Origin of the sequence: Burkholderia sp. BCC1985 (assembly GCF_905339915.1) — a bacterium.
Lineage (GTDB): Bacteria > Pseudomonadota > Gammaproteobacteria > Burkholderiales > Burkholderiaceae > Burkholderia.
Genome location: NZ_CAJPGY010000013.1, coordinates 94,998 through 114,486 on the forward strand (window position 1 = coordinate 94,998; position 19,489 = coordinate 114,486).

Here is a 19,489-nt window from a genome sequence, read left to right on the forward strand (position 1 = left end):
CGGCCGACCGGCGCGCCGATCAGTCCAGCGCGCCGACGAGACGCGAAAAATGCGCCTCGAGATTGTTGACGAATCGCGGCGTGTCGAACAATACGCCATCCCTGCGCTCGGCGTTCAGCACCTTTCGCAGGCGCTCGCACTCATCCGGCGCACTGGCGAGCGCCACCGCCTTCTCCTCGTATGCCTGCAGATCGTAGGTGATCAATTCCTCGATGCCCGCGGCGGACAACATCGCACCCGCCATCCGCGATGCGAAGCTCCTGCCCGAGAGCGTCAGAACCGGCAGCCCCATCCAGAGCGCGTCGTTCGCCGTCGTGCCGGCGTTGAACGGGAAGGAATCGAGGAACAGATCCGCGACCGCAAACCGGGCAAGATAATTCTCCGGCGAGACGCGAGACGCAAACACGAGGCGTCCGCCGTCGATGCCGTGCCTGGCCGCTTCCTTTCGCAGATTGGCTTCGGCCCATGGATTGTCGGCAAGCAACCAGAGCACGCTTGCCGGCACCCGCTGCAGGATCCGCATCCAGGCGCCGAACACCTCGGGCGTGAACTTGTAATTGTTGTTGAACGAACAAAAGACGAAGCCGTCTTCCGGCAGGCCGCAGCTTGCGCGCGACGGCGCCGGCGCACTGACCCGCTTGCGATCGCTGACCTGGTAGATGTCCGGCATGTACAGCGGCTTCTCCGAGTAGAAGTGCGCGTACGCTTCCGGAATCAGGAACCGGTCGGCGATCACATAATCGATGTACGGCAGGCCGGTCGTGGCCGGCAAGCCCAGATACGTGATCTGGATGGGCGCCGGCCGATAGGCAAGCAAGTCCGTGCGTGCGCCGAGCGTCTGCCCGTGCAGGTCAACGACGATGTCGATCTCGTGTTCACGGATCAGCCGAGCGGCGGCCTCGTCGCTCATCGCGTCGATGCGATGGAAATGATCCATCGACTGGATAATCCGCTTGCGCAGCGCGGAGCCGTCGTCGCGCGACCAGCAATAGCCGTACACCTCGAAACGCCGCCGGTCGTGCAATTCGAACAGCTCGGCCGTGAGCATCGAAACGGGATGCAGGCAGAAATCCGACGAAAGATACGCGATCCTGATCTTCTCGTGACCATATGCCTTGTTGCCGGACAACGCGGGCACGTCGACGTTGATCTTGGTGTCGACGTAATGCCGGGCCGCCGACAATTGCTCCGCCGGATCGTCCGACTGGCTGATCATCGCCAGCGCGGAAGTCGACTGTCGCATGAGGTCCGGATCGACGCCTTCGACGGGCGCAAACACGGGCCACTCGCACTGCTTGCCCCGCAGGAACACCCAGTGGTGCAGCACGTCCGGCTGGTTCGGCTCCATCCGCAAACTTTCCGTCAGGCACGCCAGCGCATCGGCGTAACGCCGCTGGTTTTCATGGACGCGCCCGAGGTTGTTGAGCGCGGACAGCCGCAGCGGCCGTTGCTCGGGATGATCAGCCGACGCGTGCTCCACGACCCACGTCCATTCCGCGATCGCCGTGTCGAGCTCGTTGATGCGCTCGCACATGACACCCAGATTGAAATGCGGATGAATGAAATCGGGCGCGAGCTCGATGGCCGTGTAGTGTGCCTTTTTCGCGGCCTCGATGTCATTGGCGTTGAAAAGCGCGACGCCAAGGTTGAAGTACACGAAATGATTGAACGGCGCGACGTTGCGCTCGAGCCAGGTCCGGTAAAGGACCGCCGCCAGCTCGAACTGCCGGTTCGCTTCGAGCGCGCCCGCGCGCTCGAAGAGACCCGTCATGTCGATCTTGCCGTGCCACGCGAGCAGAAGATCGGCAGCAAAATTTTCTTCAGACGAAACCATGACTTCACTCATACGCAATACCGTAAAGTACGGCAGTCCGCCGGACGGCTGCCCGTCAGCCGCCGCGCGGGCACGACGGCGCGCCGCCTCCTCGCCTGCCCGTGACGGGCGGCTGCCGCCACGTCACGCGTGGCCGGCAGTTTAACCTGCCAGTACTCACGCCTTGCCCGATGCCGGCGAGGCGGGATGGCGCCGGGAACCCCGGCGCCATGCAACGCGACTGATCAGAAGTGGAGCTGCTGGATCTGATCGGTCGTCATTGCCCCCACCTGCGCCGACGTCAGCGCATGCACCTGGGTCGTCGTGAACGCAGCCACCTGATCGGTCGTCAGGTTATGCACCTGGGCCGTCGTCAGCGCAATCACCTGGCTCGTCTTCAACGCCACGATCGACGCCGTGGACAGCGCCGCGGTCTGCGTCGTCGTCAGCGCCGCGAGGTCAGCCGTCGTCAGTGCCGCCACCTGCCCCGTCGTCAGCGCCTTGACCTGATCGGTCGACAGGCCGTTCTGTACCTGGGCCGTCGTCAGCGACGCGATCTGCGTGTAGCTCAGTGCTGCCGCCTGAGCCGTCGTCAGGTTCTGCAGCTGATCCGTGCGCAGTGCCGCGACCTGATTCGTCTTCAGCGCGGCCACGTCAGCCGTCGTCAGCGCGCTCGATTGCGCCGTCGTCAGCGCCACGACGTCGGCCGTCGTCAACGCGGCCGCCTGCGCGGTCGTCAGCGCCTTGACCTGGTCGGTCGTCAGGCCGTTCTGCACCTGATTCGTCGTCAACGCTGCCACTTGTGCGGTCGTCAGCGCGCCGGCCTGCGCCGTGCTCAGGTTGGCGATCTGCGCCGTCGTCAGTGCCGCGACCTGCGTCGGCTTCAGCGCCGCGAAGGCGGCCGTCGTCAGCGCGTTCACCTGGTCGGTCGTCAGCGACTTGACCTGATCAGTCGTCAGCGACGTCACCTGCGCGGTCGTCAGTGCCTTGACCTGGTCGGTCGTCAGGTTCTGCACCTGCGTCGTCGTCAACGCTGCGATCTGCGTCGCCTTCAGCGCCGCGACGTCGGCCGTCGTCAACGCCGACGCCTGCGCGGTCGTCAACGCCGCGACGTCAGCCGCCGTCAGTGCCGCTGCCTGCCCCGTCGTCAGCGCCTTGACCTGATCGCTCGACAGGCCGTTCTGCACCTGAGCCGTCGTCAGCGCCGCCACCTGCGCGCTCGTCAGCGCACCTTCCTGCGCCGCGCTCAGATTGGCGATCTGCGCCGTCGTCAGTGCCGCGACCTGCGTCGGCTTCAGCGCCGCGAAGGCGGCCGTCGTCAGCGCGTTCACCTGGTCGGTCGTCAGCGCCGCGACTTGCGCCGTCGTCAGCGCGCCCGCCTGCGCGGTCGTCAGCGCCTTGACCTGATCGGTCGTCAGGTTCTGCACCTGCGTCGTCGTCAGCGCGACGATCTGGGGCGTTTTCAGCGCCGCGATGTTCGCCGTCGACAGCGCCGTGACTTGCGCCGTCGACAGCGCCGTTACGTCAGCGGCCGTCAGCGCCGCGGCCTGCGCGGTCGTCAGCGCCTTGACCTGATCGGTCGTCAGGCCGTTCTGCACCTGACTCGTCGTCAGCGCGGCCACCTGCGCGGTCGTCAATGCACCTTCCTGCGCCGCGCTCAGATTGGTGATCTGCGCCGTCGTCAGCGCCGCGACCTGCGTCGGCTTGAGCGCCGCGAACGCGGCCGTCGTCAGCGCGTTCACCTGGTCCGTCGTCAGCGCCGCCACTTGCGCCGTCGTCAACGACTGCGCCTGCGCGGTCGTCAGCGCCTTGACCTGATCGGTCGTCAGGTTCTGCACCTGGGCCGTCGTCAGCGCCACAATCTGGCCCGTCTTCAGCGCGGCCACGGCGGACGTCGTCAGTGCGGTCGCTTGCGCGGTGGACAACGCCGTCACGTCAGCCGCCGTCAGCGCCGCGGCTTGCGCGGTCGTCAGCGCCTTGACCTGATCGGTCGTCAAGCCGTTTTTCACCTGCGCGGTCGTCAATGCCGCGACCTGGGCGGTCGTCAGCGCGCCTTCCTGCGCCGCGCTCAGGTTGGTGATCTGCGTCGTCGTCAGCGCCGCGACCTGCGTCGGCTTCAGCGCGGCGAATGCGGCCGTCGTCAGTGCGTTCACCTGGTCCGTGCTCAGCGCCGAGATCTGCGCCGTCGTCATGGCCGACGCCTGCGCCGTCGTCAGCGCCTTGACCTGATCGGTCGACAGGCCGTTCTGCACCTGCGCCGTCGTCAGCGCGGCGATTTGCGTGCTCGTCAGCGCCGCAGCCTGAGCGGTCGTCAGGTTCTGCACCTGGGCCGTCGTCAGCGCCGCAATCTGAGTCGCTTTCAACGCGACCACATCGGCCGTCGTCAGCGCGCTCGACTGCGCCGTCGTCAGCGCGGCGACCTGCGCCGTCGTCAACGCCGCGGCCTGCGCCGTCGTCAGCGCCTTGACCTGGTCGGTCGTCAGGCCGTTCTGCACCTGATTCGTCGTCAGCGCCGCCACCTGCGCGCTCGTCAGCGCACCTTCCTGCGCCGCGCTCAGATTGGCGATCTGCGCCGTCGTCAGTGCCGCGACCTGCGTCGGCTTCAGCGCCGCGAACGCGGCCGTCGTCAGCGCATTCACCTGGTCGGTCGTCAGCGCCGCCACTTGCGCCGTCGTCAGCGAGGCCGCCTGCGCGGTCGTCAGCGCCTTGACCTGATCGGTCGTCAGTTTCTGCACCTGCGTCGTCGTCAACGCAGCGACCTGGTTCGTCTTCAGCGCCGCGACATCGGCCGTCGTCAGCGCCGTGACTTGCGCCGTCGTCAGCACCGCGACGTCGGCCGTCGACAAGGCAGCGGCCTGCGCCGTCGTCAGCGCGTGAATCTGGTCCGTCGTGAGGCCGTTCTGTGCCTGGCTGGTCGTCAGCGCCGCCACTTGAGCGCTCGACAGCGCACCGGCCTGGGGCGCGCTCAGCTTCGAGAGTTGATCGGACGTGAGTGCTGCAATCTGGTTCGTCTTGAGCGCGGCAATGTCCGCCGTATTCAGCGAGCCGAGCTGGTCGGAGCTGAGAATCGCGACAGCCGTCGTGCTGAGGCTGACGACTGCCGACGTGGTCAGCGCAGCCACCGAGTCGGTCGTCAGCGCCTTGACCTGGTCGGTCGTCATTGCACCGATGTCAGTCCCTGTAAGCGCGTGCGCCTGCGCCGTCGTAAGCGCCGCGATTTGCGCCGTAGACATGCCCGTTACGATCGAAGTCATGCTTCATCCTTTCCAAGTTCGTTGTTCAGAAGCGGCATGTCCGAGACTGCCCCCCGTCAGCCGACGCTTTACTTTGATTTGGCCCTATCCTGCACCCGACTGATTAACGACCATGGAGCGACAAACTTTAGATAGATCAGGCGATCGATCGCATGTCACCGGGACATGCGCGAGACGCTGCCGATGCAGCGGCAGGATTTGAATGCGTTCTGAAAGATTTCACGAGCGCGTGACGGCCATTTCGCACCCGGCGTCGGCGGGTGGCTGCGTGCGCAGGCTTGTGTTGAAGTGAAGCGGCGGAAGCGTCTGGATCGCTCGCGCACGGGCTAGCGGCGCGGCGCAAGCTGCCGTATCAGTGACTCGCGCGCTGTCGATGCCCGAGCCAACCGGCGCGCGTTGCCCTCACGTTGCCCTGGTCAGGCACGCGAGATGAACGATCAAAAAAAGGGAATCGAAACGAAGAATGCTCGATCAGGCTTGGCGCCCGGCTGGGATCGAAAAAATCGGGGAAAGCCGCGCCCAATAAGACGTTCAATGAGGCCTACATCCTTGTGGGTACGACCTTGGGTACAGCAGCATTGTCGCCACGGTTATTTGTAACAAAATATTGCAAAATACTCAAAGGCGGTAAACGCCCCGGCTAGAGCCAAACGCGACTGGTGCGTCACGACCCCTAAGGGACATCCACGACAGCGGAAAGCGGACGTCCGCCAAGTACAACGCAAAAATGATCTGACCGTTTCGCCTAGGCAAATCACAAGGCCTTCGATCTCGCCTTCGACCCTCTGTCAAGGAGCACAATGTTCAAAGCTTCGATCCGGTCCGTCCTGGGAGATGGAGTCGGATCGTTTGCCAACGATTTGCAAGGTACACTTTAGCTAGCGGCCTCAATAGGAATTTTGCGCGATCTTCAACTGCTCATACAGTTGCGATATCTTAGTAACGTTCACGAACCTGTCGCCGTTCAGTAGGTCATTGATCCCGGCCCGCACAAGCATATTGATGGAGAGATTCTCGTTTGACAATTTTTTCTCTCCGCCGTGAACAATGGCCGACCTCATGCCATAAACTTTTTTCAACAATTTCCCTACAAACAATCGAGAATCTCTATCCTTAGCGACAATGAAAGAGAATAGATCAGATAGCTTTTCGCCGATGCTTTTCTGAAAAAGGCTGCCCTCATCAAAAGACAGCAATATTTCAAGGGAAATACACGTGTATATTATCGAATTTCTCGTATCGGACGTCATTGCTGACTCGCCGAGCGCCAAGGCACAGTTCAAAATTCTAGATTCAATGTCTGTTAGCTTGCCTCCTTTGTGCCTCGTCTCGTACAAACTCCAAAGTTTTCCAAATTGCTCGTTTGCGCGAAAGAAATCATTGTTGATGGGTATTTTTTCAAAGTGCTTGTTGGTAAAGCTGGAGGATTCCGGATTGCCAGCTTTGTCTAAGATCTGATACGAACTGGTGTTAACATACATTTGTTCGTGCGAGAGGTCCACGTATAAAGGCAGGCCAGTCCTTATCCGTATGCTTTGATCGAGCTTACCGGAGAAAAAGACAACTAAGCGAGCGAAATCTAAGAATGCAACCTCAGCCTTAGCGATTGCAATCGTATTGTCGTAGATTTCGCTGATGCCAACAGAAACGTACATTCCGTCTTGATTGGCGATCGGTAAAGAGAGATCGGCGAGGTGGCCAAATCGAAAAATCGATAAATCAAAACTTCGCGCTCCGCCATCTAAGCGAATACCGGATATTGGGGCGACAACAGATATTGTCTTGGGCGTGATGCTATAGAAAAATTTGAAAAAATCGTTCAATTCTTGATTGAATTCTTCACCCGATAGCTTAATTTCAGCTACACGTTTATTTATAAATTTGTAAATAGTCTCCCGACTGAACCTTTCGGCGATCAATTTATCTGCGTCGTAAATATCCTCTAAGCACTGGAGGTAATTTTCACCATCAGTCACATACAGCGTGTAGCTCTCTCCGAACCAAGCTTTCACAGATGTTAGCGCCTGCTCCCTAGTGCCGAAATCGACACAACTTGTTGTCTTTCTGATTAATTCTTTGAAGTTCATTACGTTGTCTAACAAGCTTATGGCTGACGACCCTCTCGAAGGAACCGCTACCGTGAGAGGCGTGCTGGTTTGGCTTTTCGGTTGCTTGAGCGTAGCCGTCAAGTTTTCCATCCAAGCTGGAGCCATGATTGTCGACGATTCAGGTCGGCTGGTCGAGCGGCTGTAAGTGGCCGGGTTCCGCCCGACGCGATCGACGGGTTGAATCCGCAATTCACAGGAGACGTTACGGCTTCCGGTGGGACCAGATATCAAACGTCCGAACTCACCGACCTTGCCTACATTCCGCGTGGGGGGCTAGTACCTGCCGTAACATTCTGTCGTTGTTCCCGACGGGATGTTCAGTTCCGACTCAAAACTGACAACCAGCGAAGCCGATCCGTTCGTGGCGGTAACCCATGAATCGGGATTGCGAGCAAGGAAATTATGGTATTGCATAAATAAATCAGGGCACGTGTCAGACGCCGTATGAAAAAACTTTGCAGGTTTAGCGTGCCCGGCTGGTTTACTGTCATGGCGACCGTCAGTGGAGGACATCTTGCCAAGACCCTTAACTCGAAAAAACGCAGATGGCGAAACTTACGTACGCCTTCCAGTCGTTGAGCGCGGTATCGAACGCTGGGAGTCAGTCGAGGCACAGCTGGTTGCTGGCGCCGCCACCAGTCTTGACTATCGTTCCAGCAGCTACGTCAAGCTGGAAGTACTGCTCAGCCTGTTACGCAGCGCCAGCAAAGATGGCCGGGGCGGCGACTTTTATGCACTCTTCCCCGTGTTCATGGCGCGCGTCAGAGCGCTGATACGACAGAGGTCTGGTCGCTATCAGGGCGACCTCGACGTACTGCTCGACGAAACCTGCTCCGCTCTCGCGTTGCGGCTTGCTGAGGACGCAGCAAATCCTGCCGAAGACGAGCTGGATTTTTTCGAGGTGCGCTTCGTCCCGGCGCTGCACTATTTTGTGCTGCACCGACTCGCAGAGGACAGTCGCTGGTATTCGCTGCATCAATCAGTGGACGGTTCCACTGATGATGACGGTGCCGTCGACCGTGTCCTGCCGGATCACAACGATCTGACCGATCCTGAAAGAGCTGCGCTCGCCACCGAGATCAACGATGCACTTCATCTCCTGACGGACGAAGAACATCAGATTGTGGATCTGTACTTCCTCAAAGGGATGAAAATCAATTCGAAAGACGGGACGGAGCCCACCATCGTCAAAACGCTTCAACTCAGCGAGCGGACCGTCCACTACCGCATCAAAAGCGCTGGGAAGAAGCTGTCGAAATTCGAGGAGCGTAAATGAATCCCACCAGAAAACCGACTCCTGTGCTGCGAGAAGTATTAATACAATTTTCCGTTGAACAGGACGTCCCGGACCAGCAACTGCTGGACTCTTATGTCGAACGGTATCCCCAGTTTGAGTCGCAATTGAGGAACCTTGCGTCAGAGCTCATGGACGGAAGCCTGTCCGAGAGCGAGTGCGTGGACGAGATGGATGCGATTGACTCTTGCGATATCGAGAAGGCGTCGGTGTACGCGAGCGCATTCCAGAACCGGTACTTTGAAGAGACTGGACGCGTCTTCGGGGACTCTCACGAAAGTGGGAAAAGAATAGAAACCCGATTGAACTCTCTTGACCGATCAAGCTATCGGAGCCTAGCGTCCCGGCTCGGCATAAATACTTTGGTACTCAACCAGCTTCGCGACCGGGAAATAGATGCCAGGACGGTTCCCCGACGCTTTATGGAGCGTCTCGCACATGAATTCAACGCGACAGTGGAAGTAGTTGTGAGTTTTCTCAATTTGCCACCTGGGGTATCGCAGATGGCTAGTTTCCGGTCCGACGACAAACCTCAGAGTGGTTCGAAAGAAAATTTTAAGGAAGCTCTGGTTCAGTCAGGACTGAGTGAAGAACAAATCAGGTCTCTTCTCGACTGAGGACAATCATGAGTTCGTTTCGCGGTGCGAGGCAACGGGCTACCGAACTACATACGAAGCTGGTTGCGACCGGAGTGAACCCGCTCGATATCAACGCCATGATTGCAGCTGCGGCGAAAGATCTCGATCTCCAGATCGTCCCATTGCCTTCGGGACACAAGCAGCTCAAGGGCGCAAAAGGCGTGCTCGATCCCCAGAGCGGGGATATCTACGTCGAGACGGGATCATCGCCGATGGATATGGCCGCTGTGACGGCGCACGAGATCGGCCACGCCTGTCTTCACGTCGAGCCGCTCGTCTGCAATGAGACGGACACCGCCGGTGCAACCGCACAACCCGGTCCGACAGCACCCGGCAAGGTTGGAGACTACGGTCCGCATGAAAGACGCGAACTGGAGGCCAACGTTTTTGCCAGGGAACTGCTGTTGCCTCGTGCGTTGTGCGCGCGCCTATATCTCGATCAGGCAATGAACGTGGCGGGCATCTGTTCCGCAACAGGTCTACCCGACAGGTTTGTAAAACAGCAGCTACTGGACGTGCTTCTCCTGCCTCCGCAGCCCATTCCTTCGCAGGAAACCAGCGCTACCGGTCCCGCTGGACTTGATCCGTCCCAGCAGGCAGCGGTCAACCATCGCTCGACGCCGTTTCAGTTGATCGCCGGTCCAGGAACCGGGAAGACCCGCACGCTCATCGCGCGCATCGTCGATCTCGTCGTAGAAGGAGAAACGCCTGACTCTATTCTGGTGCTCACTTTCTCGAACAAGGCCGCCGGCGAGATAACGGAGAGACTGCAAGCCGCGCTTGGCGAGCGCGCCCGGCAGGTCTGGGTTGGCACCTTCCATTCCTTTGGGCTGGATCTAGTGCGTCGTTATTACGATCGGCTTCGACTACCGTCGGACCCACCCATTTATGATCGCAGTGACTCCATTGTTGCGCTCGAAGAGCTTCTGCCAGTACTGCCGCTGCGCCATTATTACAGCCTCTCGGATCCGGCGAGAATTCTGAAGGATGTTCTCGTCGCCATCTCGCGAGCCAAAGACGAGCTTATCGACCCCGATACCTACCGTCGGCTCGGCGAGCAGATGCGGGACGCAGCAGCGGCCTGCGCTGACGCTACGGCACAGGAGGCGGCAGAAAAGAGTCTCGAGGTAGCCGTCGTTTACGACGAGTACCAGCGAATGCTGCAGAATCATGGCGCGGTCGACTTCGGCGATCTGGTCATGCGTCCAGCTCTACTGCTCCAGCGCGATGAGGAGGTCAGAGAGCAGGTCCGGCAGCGCCATCGACACGTGCTCGTAGATGAATACCAGGACGTCAACTACGCCAGTGTTCAACTTCTGGGGGGCATCGCGGGTGATGGGACCCGTCTCTGGGTCGTGGGTGATCCGCGTCAGTCGATCTACCGGTTTCGGGGCGCCGCTCCCGCCAACATGGCAAATTTCGGCTCTGACTTTCCGAACGCGGACCAGTCGCGACTCGAAATCAACTATCGTTCCACGACCGAGATCGTCGACGCCTTTGTGGATTTCTCTGCCCAGATGGGGGCGTCGCAAGGCACGCTGTCCCTTTCGCTCACGGCCCAGGCGGGGGCCGGCAACACGCCAGTATTCTTTAGTGCGTCACCTACGCTGGAAGCCGAGGCAGATGCCATCGCCGCCAGCATTCTGGCGCGTCGCAGTGACGGATTTAGTTACTCCCAGCAGGCTGTGCTCTGCAGGACAAATGCGCGGCTGGCCTCGATAGCGAATCGGCTCGAAGCGCGCGGTATCCCGGTCCTCTACTTGGGAAGCCTCTTCGAGCGCAGCGAGATCCGTGATCTGCTTTCCCTCATGAGTCTCATTGTCGAGAAATTCGCGGGCGGTCTGATTCGAGTCGCTACGATGCCGAGATACAAGATGTCATTGGAAGATGCGACGGCGATCATCCGGCACGCCCGGCTGCAGAACATGGCGCCACTTGCGTGGCTGGAGCCAGATGCTGAAATCGAAGGACTCTCTGCCATAGGGCAGACCGCGCTTTCCGTGCTGAGGCAGGACCTGGCCGGTCTCACTTCCCACTCGCCGTGGGAGTTCCTGAGCAGCTATCTTCTGGAGCGATCGACCATTGCCCGTGACCTCGCCGCATCGGACTCCGTGCCAGCCCGCATGCGGGCTGTTGCCATCTGGCAGTTTCTCGACTTTCTCAACCAACCGACGCGGAAGAGGTCAGGTCATCCCATGCAGCAGCTGCTCGATCGCATCAGGCAACTGGTGCTGATGACCGAGGAGCGCGACCTGCGTGTTGTGCCCGACGAGGCGGCACATCTCGATGCCACCCGTCTCCTGACCGCCCACGGAAGCAAGGGTCTGGAGTTCGACGTGGTTCACCTGCCCGGACTTTCAAAGGCAAGCGTTCCGGCAAACAGACAGGCGGATAAATGTCCACCGCCCGACGGCATGATTGCCGGTTACGCCGGGCTCTCGGCAAGAGAGGCGAAGGAAGCGTCGCATAAGGACGAGGAAGAGTGCCTGTTCTTCGTGGCGCTCTCTCGTGCTCGCCGTCGGCTCCACCTGTACCGCTCGGAGACGCAGAAAACGGTGGCTAGAGCGGCCTCGCCCTATCTCCAACGCCTTGGAAGCCACGTCAGGACGGAGGCGGCCGGCACGTTCAATGACGGCATTACTGCTTCGACGGACGAACAACCGCGTGTGCGCTGGCCCACACAGCTGATCGTGACCCAAACCTGGTTACGTGCGTACGACAAATGTCCGAGACGCTTTTTCTATAGCTATGTCGTCGGCATTCTGACAGCTCAGCGAAACAGCGCGTTTGCACGCACTCACGACTGCGTACACCGCTTAATTGACTGGGTCAGCGAGCGGCCAACACTCGGGCCGGCCGACGAGGCAGTCGTCGCCGCCGAGTTCGAGCGCCTCTGGGCGGAGCGGGGGCCCATAGAACACGCCTATGCAGCCCGTTATAACGCACTGGCCCACCGGATGGCGAAGCAGCTCCTTGCATTCAAGGCTGATACGGGCGTGTCCGTCGCACAAGATGTACACGTGCAGTTTCCCAGTTCCGCAAGCAGCGTGCGAATCAGGAGTCACGACATAACGCAGACCGGAAGCGATCCCAACGTCATCCGATACGTGCTTACCAAGCGCATCCCGAAGGAAGAGGACGACGCGCTGGATGCAACGATGTATCACTTGGCCGGACAACAGCAATATGGAGCACGCTACGCTGTTGAGGTGGTGTCGCTGACCACGACTGAGCGCAGGATTCTCAAGACCACCGACAGGAAGCTCAGCGGGCAGATCGCGAAATGCGAAACCATGCTTGCTGCGATGCGTCGCTGCGAGTTTCCGGCTGAGCAGGACGTGATGCGTTGTCCACGCTGCCCGCACTTCTTTATTTGCGACGCATCTCCCGGTGGAGAAATCGATCCGGAAAAAATCTGAAAACGGCTTGCAGGTTTCATAGTCGCCGCGTGGTTTACAGGATAAGGGAGCGCAGTAGCGCGCATCGCACTAGACGGCTCCCAACACCTTAGGACCCACGCTATGTCGATCTTTTTTCAGCGCGCTGGCCAGCGCGACTACCAGGTTCTCGACGAGGCTGTCGAGCTCACTCTCGAATCGCTCAAGTCAGCAATGGGCGGTGGAGCCATCGCCCTCGGGGAACTGCTGGTTTTCGTCGAGAACGGCGACGAGCCACTCACATCCGAGTTGCTCGAAATCACTCTCGTGGAAGGTCAGCATCACAAGCTGCACGCGCACCACTGCCGCCACGTCGAGGTTACCGTGCACTATGACGTGCGCACGGAACACCATAAATTCTCGCCAGCAACAACGGTCGGCAAGGTGCTCCGTTGGGCGGAGTCGAAGTTTGGTATCGCCGAGACGGAGAAGGGCCACCTGCAGTTGCAACTCGTGGGAACCAGTGATCGTCCGGTCGTGACGACGCATCTGGGCGCGCTCACGCGTGAACGCGAATGCTCGGTGGCGTTTGATCTGCTGCCGGCCCATCGCATCCAGGGTTAGGCCGTCGGAGGTCCTCGTGATGACGCCCGATGAAAAGGCGGTTCGCGCTGACCTGGTGAAGGCACCCTTCATGCTCGGAGAGCTTGAAGGGCGCTGGAAGCTTGTGTCGCTCGAATGGCCGATCGCCCTGATTGATGTCACTGCGCGCGACGGATTGCCATACCGTCTGCGATTCGATCTTACCAACTACCCGGCCTCTCCTCCAACATCCCGCCTGTGGAGCCGGGACGGAAATGCCGCACTTCCTCACGCCCACTTCCCCACGAGCAGGAATGGGAGCGGTCGTATAAAGGACGTCTTTCGCACCGACTGGATGACGGGCCAGGCGCTGTACCTGCCGTGCGATCGCGTCGCCCTCGCCGGACACGACTCATGGCTTCAACAGATGCCGTCTAAGGCATGGCAACCGTCAGTCGGCATTACACACTATCTGGAACTTGTTCATGAGCTTCTCAATTGCCCGGACTATGCGCCACCTGCTGGCGCCTGATCACCGGCTTTCCTGCTCTTCGCGTCTCTGGAAACAGTTGCTCCGCGATCTGCGCGCGAGGGGTGGCGGTCGCCGCGAAAGCGGCGCATTTCTCCTCGGTCTGAAGGATGGCGAACGCCGACACATCAAGCATTACGTCCTCTACGACGATCTCGATCCGCACAGTCTGGATACCGGCATCGTGACCTTTAACGGACAGCACTACGGCAAGCTCTGGGCGATCTGCCGCGAGCGGCAAGAAAGCGTTGTCGCTGACGTGCACGTTCACCCGGGCCTGTCTCATCAGAGCCAGTCAGATCGCGACCATCCGATGCTCTCGGTAGCGGGTCATTTCTCGCTGATCATTCCGCATTTCGCACGCACGCCCGTGCGGCTCAGGGAAATTGGCATCTACCGGTACCGGCACGACGGCGGATGGGACACGATCAATGCTCGCGACCGCAACCGCGTTTTCTACATTGGATGGTGAGAGTTATGAACGACGTCGGACCCGAAACGCTCGACCGGACGATAAAGCAGTTGGTCGACAGCGGCGAAGCGACTATCGCCGAGGCGCACGCTATCTTTGCGGGCTACAGGCTCATCATCGACATCGACGCCGCGAACCTAGCGCGCGAGGACGGCCAGGCGGCTCTGCTCACGCTGGTAACGCTTGCGTCGCGTGTTTTCCACGGTGGCGTGTATGTTGAGGGCTGCAGGCAGGGACCGTTACTGGTGCCCCTCCCCCTCGGATCAACCCTTCAGGCGGCCGTTCTCGCATGCGGTGGCAGGTTCGATGCGGCCCCGGAGGCAGTGCCACGCATCAGCATTGGAAGTGCGCGCGATCGTCGCGGGCGTTTTCATGTTCGCACGGTCTTCGACGGCTGGCGCGGCGGCATTGTACCGGCTGATTTCAGGGACGCCCTCTCCGAGCCCGCGCGGCCCGTTGCTATGCCTCTTGCCCCTGTTCTGGCTGCCGCGATAGCGGTCACGGAAGCCTTCGAATTCGCTAGGACCTCCGCAGTCACCGCTGGTCATTTTCCAGTCGGCATGTCACTGTGGGCTCCAAACCAGCGCAACTGGCTCACGGCACGCGAGGATGCACCGCCCCTCTCGCTGCTGCCTGAAAAGCTCTGGCTCATCGGCCTCGGACACATCGGCCAGGCTTACTTGTGGTGCCTAGGCGTGCTGCCCTACGCTTCGACTGCGCCGTTGGAGCTCGTACTGCAGGATGTCGACAAAATCGGCCGATCAACGCCGAGCACGTCAATCCTCTCTTCCGCCAAGATGGTAGGCCAGTACAAGACCCGTATGCTGGCCGGCTGGTGCGAACAACGCGGCTTTCAGGCTTCGCTCATCGAGCGGCTTTTCGACGACCGCTTTCGCGTCTCGGAACACGATCCGGCGGTCGCGCTTTGCGGTCTGGACAACCTGCCGGGACGATGCGCACTCGACAAGGTCGGTTTCGGCCTCGTCATCGAATCGGGCCTCGGAAGCCGACACGATGATTTTCGCTCACTGCGCGTGCATAGTCTGCCAAGTCGGCGCACGGCGGATGAAATCTGGAAAGATGCTGCTTCGACGAAATCCAGAGAGCCGGGTGATGAAGCCGTGCCTGACGAGTACCGACGACTCAGAGACACCGGTGTGCTGGATCAGTGCGGCATGACCACGCTTGCAGGAAAAGCTGTGGGTGCAGCGTTTGTCGGATGCTTCGCGGCTACGCTCGCAGTGTCAGAGCTTCTGCGCTTACTCCACGGCGGCATGTTGCATGAGTCGCTCGATGTGGATCTGCGTGCTCTCGACGAGCGTACGGCAACAATCAATCCGACGGATCTGTCCGCGTTCAACCCCGGATTTGTCCCTCTCCTCTGACGGTCGCCGCATATCGCCGTGAGGCCCCTGAAGTTCCCAATGAGTCGGAGACCTCCGACTTATCGTTTTTACGCGGTAGCGGCGAGCCTGTCGAGATCGAATTGCGTTGCATCCGGTAACGAAATCCGTGCAGCGCCCTCCCCATCCCAGCGACATTGGAAGATGAAAATACGTATGGCGCCCATAACCGGCGCAAGCCTATCCTGCGTTACCTTGTTTTCTATGCCGTTCAGTTTGGTGCCCGCAAATCCCGTGTGTGGGCGGCCCCCTGCCAAGCAAAAACCACGATGATTCAGCGCAAGAAAGACCATGCATTGCCGCAGAAAGACGATCTGCGCCGCGCAACAAAATTAGGTGCTCATGGAAAAGGCGAAGAGTGCGATAGTTGTTGTTACCGCTACTTGAAGATGCAGAGTATCGATGAGCGGCGCAGAAAACACACTGTTCAGCAAAGCAGCCAATACGAATCCCGCGACTGTTCGGCGCGACATGCAGAAACGAGGTTTTCCTCAGCGCGGAAGCATTGATGACTTCCCTCGATAGTCCTACCGAATGTACCTTCTGTCGCACGAACTCTAGTTATTTGCTCTTCCCGGTGACATAAAAAAATTTTCTATTCCGGTCAATTCCTCCGTATTCCGAAGCGTTCCCGTGCGTTGGTTCAAGCCGGATGATGGGTATTGACGACCACCGGGAACCGTTTGCAAGATGCCATGGAGGCAATAGGCTGGAGCAAATCATGCCAATGGTGAAGAGTTTTACCCAAGCGCAATGGGACGCGGCCTCGCGTCGCCTCGATGATCTGCCGGACAAGCCAGCGCATGAGCATCGCGTCAATGTTCAGGATGCAATCAAGGCAATGCACGCTCAGATCAAAGGTGCTCAGAACAAGGGGTACACGCTGGAAGAAATCGTGCAGCAATTTGCTCGGGATGGCGTCGAAATCAGCGCTAGCACGTTGAGATATGCCATGCGACGTGCTCTCGAGGGTGGGCAGCCCGTACAGGCTGATAAAGGCCGGACGATAGCGGCGACTGCCAAGACCAACGCCCGGCCTCATGCAAGGAAGCCTGGTCAGGCTGGCATCACGCGTGACAAGATGCCATCTCGAGCAACTGGGACGGCAGCGGTATCAGCACCGATTCGAGGCTTTCTCGGATTTCCCATCAGCCCGGACACCGAAGACCTCTAGGCACCGGAACCCCTCACCGCCTCCCCCCTTCGAGGTGATAAAAATTCGCGCCGCCTCATGCGGCCCTAGTCACCAATTTCAGCGTTCTAACAGGCTTCGGAATATTTCCCGCCGCTAGTTCATCGAGAAAATCAGCCCAGCACTGAATCATCTCGCGGCGCTGCTCAAGAAACGTTGCGCGATCGTAACTATCGCCCAGTTCCTCGCTCGACGCGTGAGCCAAATGACGCTCGATCACCTCCTTGTCCCACCCGAGATATTCCCGGATCAACGTCCGAGCCGTCGCGCGGAAACCATGGCCGGTGATCTGTTCTTTAGTGTCGTAACCCAGCGTACGTAGCGCACTGTTGATCGTGTTCTCGCTCATGTAGCGCGTCGCCTCGGAGCGCTTGGCGATACTGCGGAAGATCGGCCCGCTCGGCCCAGTCAATGGATGCAGATCTCTCAAGATCTCTATGGCCTGTGACGGAAGCGGCACCAAATGTGCAGGCGTGCGGCTATCCCGCTTCTTCCATTCCCGCATCTTCATCTTTTCCGGCGGGCAGTTCCAGATCCCGTCGTCAAGATCGATGTCTTCCCAGTGGGCGAAACGTAACTGGCCGGGTCGCTGGAACAGCAATGGAGCAAGCTGCAGCGCCGCACGGGTAATAACATGGCCGTTGTAGGCTCGAATATCGCGCAGCAGTTGCCCAAGCTGCCCCGGATCGGTGATAGCCGGATAGTGGCGGCTACGTACAGCAGGGAGTCCGCCGGTACGGTCATTCACAAAATTTCTGGCGGGTTCCAGAACGCCGGTATCCACGGCGTACTGATACACGTGCTGAATCGTCTCGCGTACCCGCATCGCGGTTTCAAGATTGCCGCGCTCTTTGATTCGGTGCAGACAACGCACAACTTCGGTCGGCTTGATATCTCCCACCGGAAGTTGACCCACCCAAGGAAACACATGCAGTTCCAGGTAGCGGATTATTTTCTCAGCGTAACCGGCAGACCATTGGCGATCCTTCTCTGACGCTTTATGCCATGCCCGCGCCGCCAATTCAAACGTGTTGAGCCGAGTCGCCTGCTCCCGCTCCTGTTTCTCACGTCGAGCCGCTTTGGGGTCGATCCCGTCGGCCCGCCGCTCCATTTCCTCGCGGGCCTTCTGGCGCGCCGCCGCCAGCGATACAACAGGATAACGACCAAGCGTCAGCTTGATGTTTTTCCCGTCTCGCATGTAGCGATAGACCCAGACCTTGCGAGTCGGACGTACGCGCAGGTACAACCCATCGCCATCCGCCAGAAAGTATTCCTTCGCGCGGTGCTCCGCGTTCTTGACCTGCAAGTCGGTGAGTTGTCCCATGATGTTGTACCCAAAAAGGCAAAATCCAGGAACACCCATTTTGGGTACAACTTCAGGTACATGCAAACGCCGGATTTCGCGGGAATTCTTCGGCGCTCCCCGGACGCAAATTTCCCGCAACGTCTTATCCGGAGCGGCTTTTCAGGATTTCAGGAGAATTTAGCGGAGGACCAGATGGCGCGCCCGGCTGGGATCGAACCAGCAACCCCTGCCTTCGGAGGGCAGTACTCTATCCATTGAGCTACGGGCGCATATGACAGTGACGACAGTGAAACGACCCCAATAAACTGGCCGCCCACCATTGACAAGACCGCAAGGATACCCGGTTTCCCAAAACGCGTCCACCTTGCCCGCCGAAACCCCGCCGGGCCGCAATTCGTGCGGGTAAACACGCGCCTTCGCGCCGCTCGCCGTGATGTAAACGTTCCGTCTATAATCGTCCGGACTCATTGGATCGCCAGCCATTTTGCCGTTGCACCGCGCTCACAATTCCTAATCACGGAGACGAGGCAAGCATGAGCGAAGCACCCCACGAATCTCCCGTCAAAACCCCCGGGCAGCTGATTGCCGTCGTCATCGCCTCATTCGCGATTCCGATCGCCCTGATCGTTCTGTTTGCCACCTATGCCAACCATGCGTTCCGTTCGGGCGCGGGCACGGATGCGCTATCCGACGAACAGGTCGCCGCGCGGATCGCACCGCTCGCGAAAGTCGACGTGAAGGACGCCAATGCGCCCCGCACGTACAAGACCGGCGAGGAAGTCTACAAGGCCGTGTGCGTGACCTGTCACGGCACGGGCGCCGCCGGCGCGCCGAAGTTCGGCAACAAGGACGACTGGGCACCGCGCATCTCGCAGGGCTTCGACACGCTGCTGAAAACAGCGCTGTCGGGCAAGGGCGCGATGCCGCCGCGCGGCGGCACGAGCCCCGACGACGTCAGCGACTATGAAATCGCGCGTGCGATCGTCTACATGGCGAACAACGACGGCGCGAACTTCCCCGAACCGGCTGCCCCGGCCGCCAATGCGGCCCCGACGGCGAGCGGCGCGGCGGGTGCGGCAGGCGCTTCGGGCGCCGATGCATCGAACGCGCAGGCCGCCGCTGCAATGGCCGCGATCGCCGCGATTCCGAAGGCCGGCGAAAAGCCCGCGGCCGCGCCGGCCAGCGCCGACGCCGCCTCCGCCGGCAAGGCGCTGTACACGCAGGTCTGCCAGGCGTGCCACGCGGCCGGCGTGCTCGGCGCGCCGAAGTTCGGCAGCAAGGAAGACTGGGCGCCGCGCCTGAAGGACTCGATGGATACCGTCTACAACTACGCGCTGCACGGCAAGGGCGCGATGCCGCCGAAGGGCGGGGCGAACGCGTCCGACGCCGACGTGAAGGCGGCCGTCGACTACATGGTCAACGCGTCGAAGTAACGCCTGCCGGCCAGAAAAAACCCCCGCGGCGCGCACGCATCGCGGGGGTTTCGTTTATCCGGATCGCCCGGGCGCCAGGGCGCCGAAG

14 protein-coding genes and 1 tRNA gene are annotated in these 19,489 nt (G+C 60.0%); 10 read left to right on the top strand and 5 right to left on the bottom strand.

Annotated elements, in window-relative coordinates; translation table 11 throughout:
- Window positions 1-19: 19 nt before the first annotated feature.
- The 3 genes from U4Z31_RS37190 to U4Z31_RS15720 all read right to left on the bottom strand — a co-directional run bounded on the left by U4Z31_RS37190 (window position 20) and on the right by U4Z31_RS15720 (window position 7,154).
- Window positions 20-1,846 (bottom strand): tetratricopeptide repeat protein, encoded by a 1,827-nt coding sequence (locus U4Z31_RS37190; protein ID WP_415750285.1) that lies wholly within the window; start codon window positions 1,844-1,846, stop codon window positions 20-22.
- 212 nt (window positions 1,847-2,058) lie between these two features.
- Window positions 2,059-4,974 carry a heme utilization protein gene (locus U4Z31_RS15715; RefSeq protein ID WP_321810750.1) on the bottom strand — a complete coding sequence of 972 codons (2,916 nt, stop codon included), beginning with the start codon at window positions 4,972-4,974 and terminating at the stop codon, window positions 2,059-2,061.
- Between the two features lie 980 nt (window positions 4,975-5,954).
- Complete coding sequence (locus U4Z31_RS15720; RefSeq protein WP_321810751.1) at window positions 5,955-7,154, bottom strand: HEPN domain-containing protein; 1,200 nt, start codon at window positions 7,152-7,154, stop codon at window positions 5,955-5,957.
- A gap of 523 nt (window positions 7,155-7,677) precedes the next feature.
- On the opposite strand from U4Z31_RS15720, the gene U4Z31_RS15725 reads away from it, so the two are divergent.
- From U4Z31_RS15725 to U4Z31_RS15765, 9 genes are all read left to right on the top strand, one after another.
- On the top strand, window positions 7,678-8,451 hold the full coding sequence (locus tag U4Z31_RS15725; protein WP_321810752.1) for a hypothetical protein: 774 nt from the start codon (window positions 7,678-7,680) through the stop codon (window positions 8,449-8,451).
- Window positions 8,448-9,086 (top strand): hypothetical protein, encoded by a 639-nt coding sequence (locus U4Z31_RS15730; protein ID WP_321810753.1) that lies wholly within the window; start codon window positions 8,448-8,450, stop codon window positions 9,084-9,086. Before U4Z31_RS15725 ends, U4Z31_RS15730 begins: the two co-directional genes overlap by 4 nt.
- Before the next feature lie 8 nt (window positions 9,087-9,094).
- A complete protein-coding gene (locus tag U4Z31_RS15735) occupies window positions 9,095-12,526 on the top strand; it encodes an ATP-dependent helicase (protein WP_321810754.1) in 3,432 nt (1,143 codons plus the stop codon).
- Window positions 12,527-12,628: 102 nt separating this feature from the next.
- Window positions 12,629-13,108, top strand: coding sequence for a hypothetical protein (locus tag U4Z31_RS15740; RefSeq protein WP_321810755.1), 480 nt, complete (start codon window positions 12,629-12,631; stop codon window positions 13,106-13,108).
- 16 nt (window positions 13,109-13,124) lie between these two features.
- The gene (locus tag U4Z31_RS15745) at window positions 13,125-13,598 is read left to right on the top strand and encodes a hypothetical protein (RefSeq protein WP_321810756.1); all 474 of its coding nucleotides are present in this window, start codon (window positions 13,125-13,127) and stop codon (window positions 13,596-13,598) included.
- Window positions 13,552-14,067, top strand: a complete 516-nt coding sequence (locus U4Z31_RS15750; protein ID WP_321810757.1) for a hypothetical protein — start codon at window positions 13,552-13,554, stop codon at window positions 14,065-14,067. The genes U4Z31_RS15745 and U4Z31_RS15750 overlap by 47 nt, the downstream gene beginning before the upstream one ends.
- 5 nt (window positions 14,068-14,072) lie before the next feature.
- On the top strand, window positions 14,073-15,452 hold the full coding sequence (locus tag U4Z31_RS15755) for a hypothetical protein (protein ID WP_321810758.1): 1,380 nt from the start codon (window positions 14,073-14,075) through the stop codon (window positions 15,450-15,452).
- Window positions 15,453-15,607: 155 nt separating this feature from the next.
- Window positions 15,608-15,979, top strand: a complete 372-nt coding sequence (locus U4Z31_RS15760; protein WP_321810759.1) for a hypothetical protein — start codon at window positions 15,608-15,610, stop codon at window positions 15,977-15,979.
- A gap of 212 nt (window positions 15,980-16,191) precedes the next feature.
- The gene (locus U4Z31_RS15765) at window positions 16,192-16,644 is read left to right on the top strand and encodes a hypothetical protein (protein WP_321810760.1); all 453 of its coding nucleotides are present in this window, start codon (window positions 16,192-16,194) and stop codon (window positions 16,642-16,644) included.
- Between the two features lie 55 nt (window positions 16,645-16,699).
- Here U4Z31_RS15765 and U4Z31_RS15770 read toward each other — a convergent pair whose 3' ends face one another.
- Together U4Z31_RS15770 and U4Z31_RS15775 are read right to left on the bottom strand one after the other, a co-directional pair.
- Complete coding sequence (locus U4Z31_RS15770) at window positions 16,700-17,986, bottom strand: tyrosine-type recombinase/integrase (RefSeq protein ID WP_321810761.1); 1,287 nt, start codon at window positions 17,984-17,986, stop codon at window positions 16,700-16,702.
- Window positions 17,987-18,161: 175 nt separating this feature from the next.
- A tRNA-Arg gene (locus U4Z31_RS15775) sits at window positions 18,162-18,237 on the bottom strand.
- Between the two features lie 264 nt (window positions 18,238-18,501).
- On the opposite strand from U4Z31_RS15775, the gene U4Z31_RS15780 reads away from it, so the two are divergent.
- Window positions 18,502-19,401 carry a c-type cytochrome gene (locus U4Z31_RS15780; RefSeq protein ID WP_321810762.1) on the top strand — a complete coding sequence of 300 codons (900 nt, stop codon included), beginning with the start codon at window positions 18,502-18,504 and terminating at the stop codon, window positions 19,399-19,401.
- Window positions 19,402-19,489: the final 88 nt, after the last annotated feature.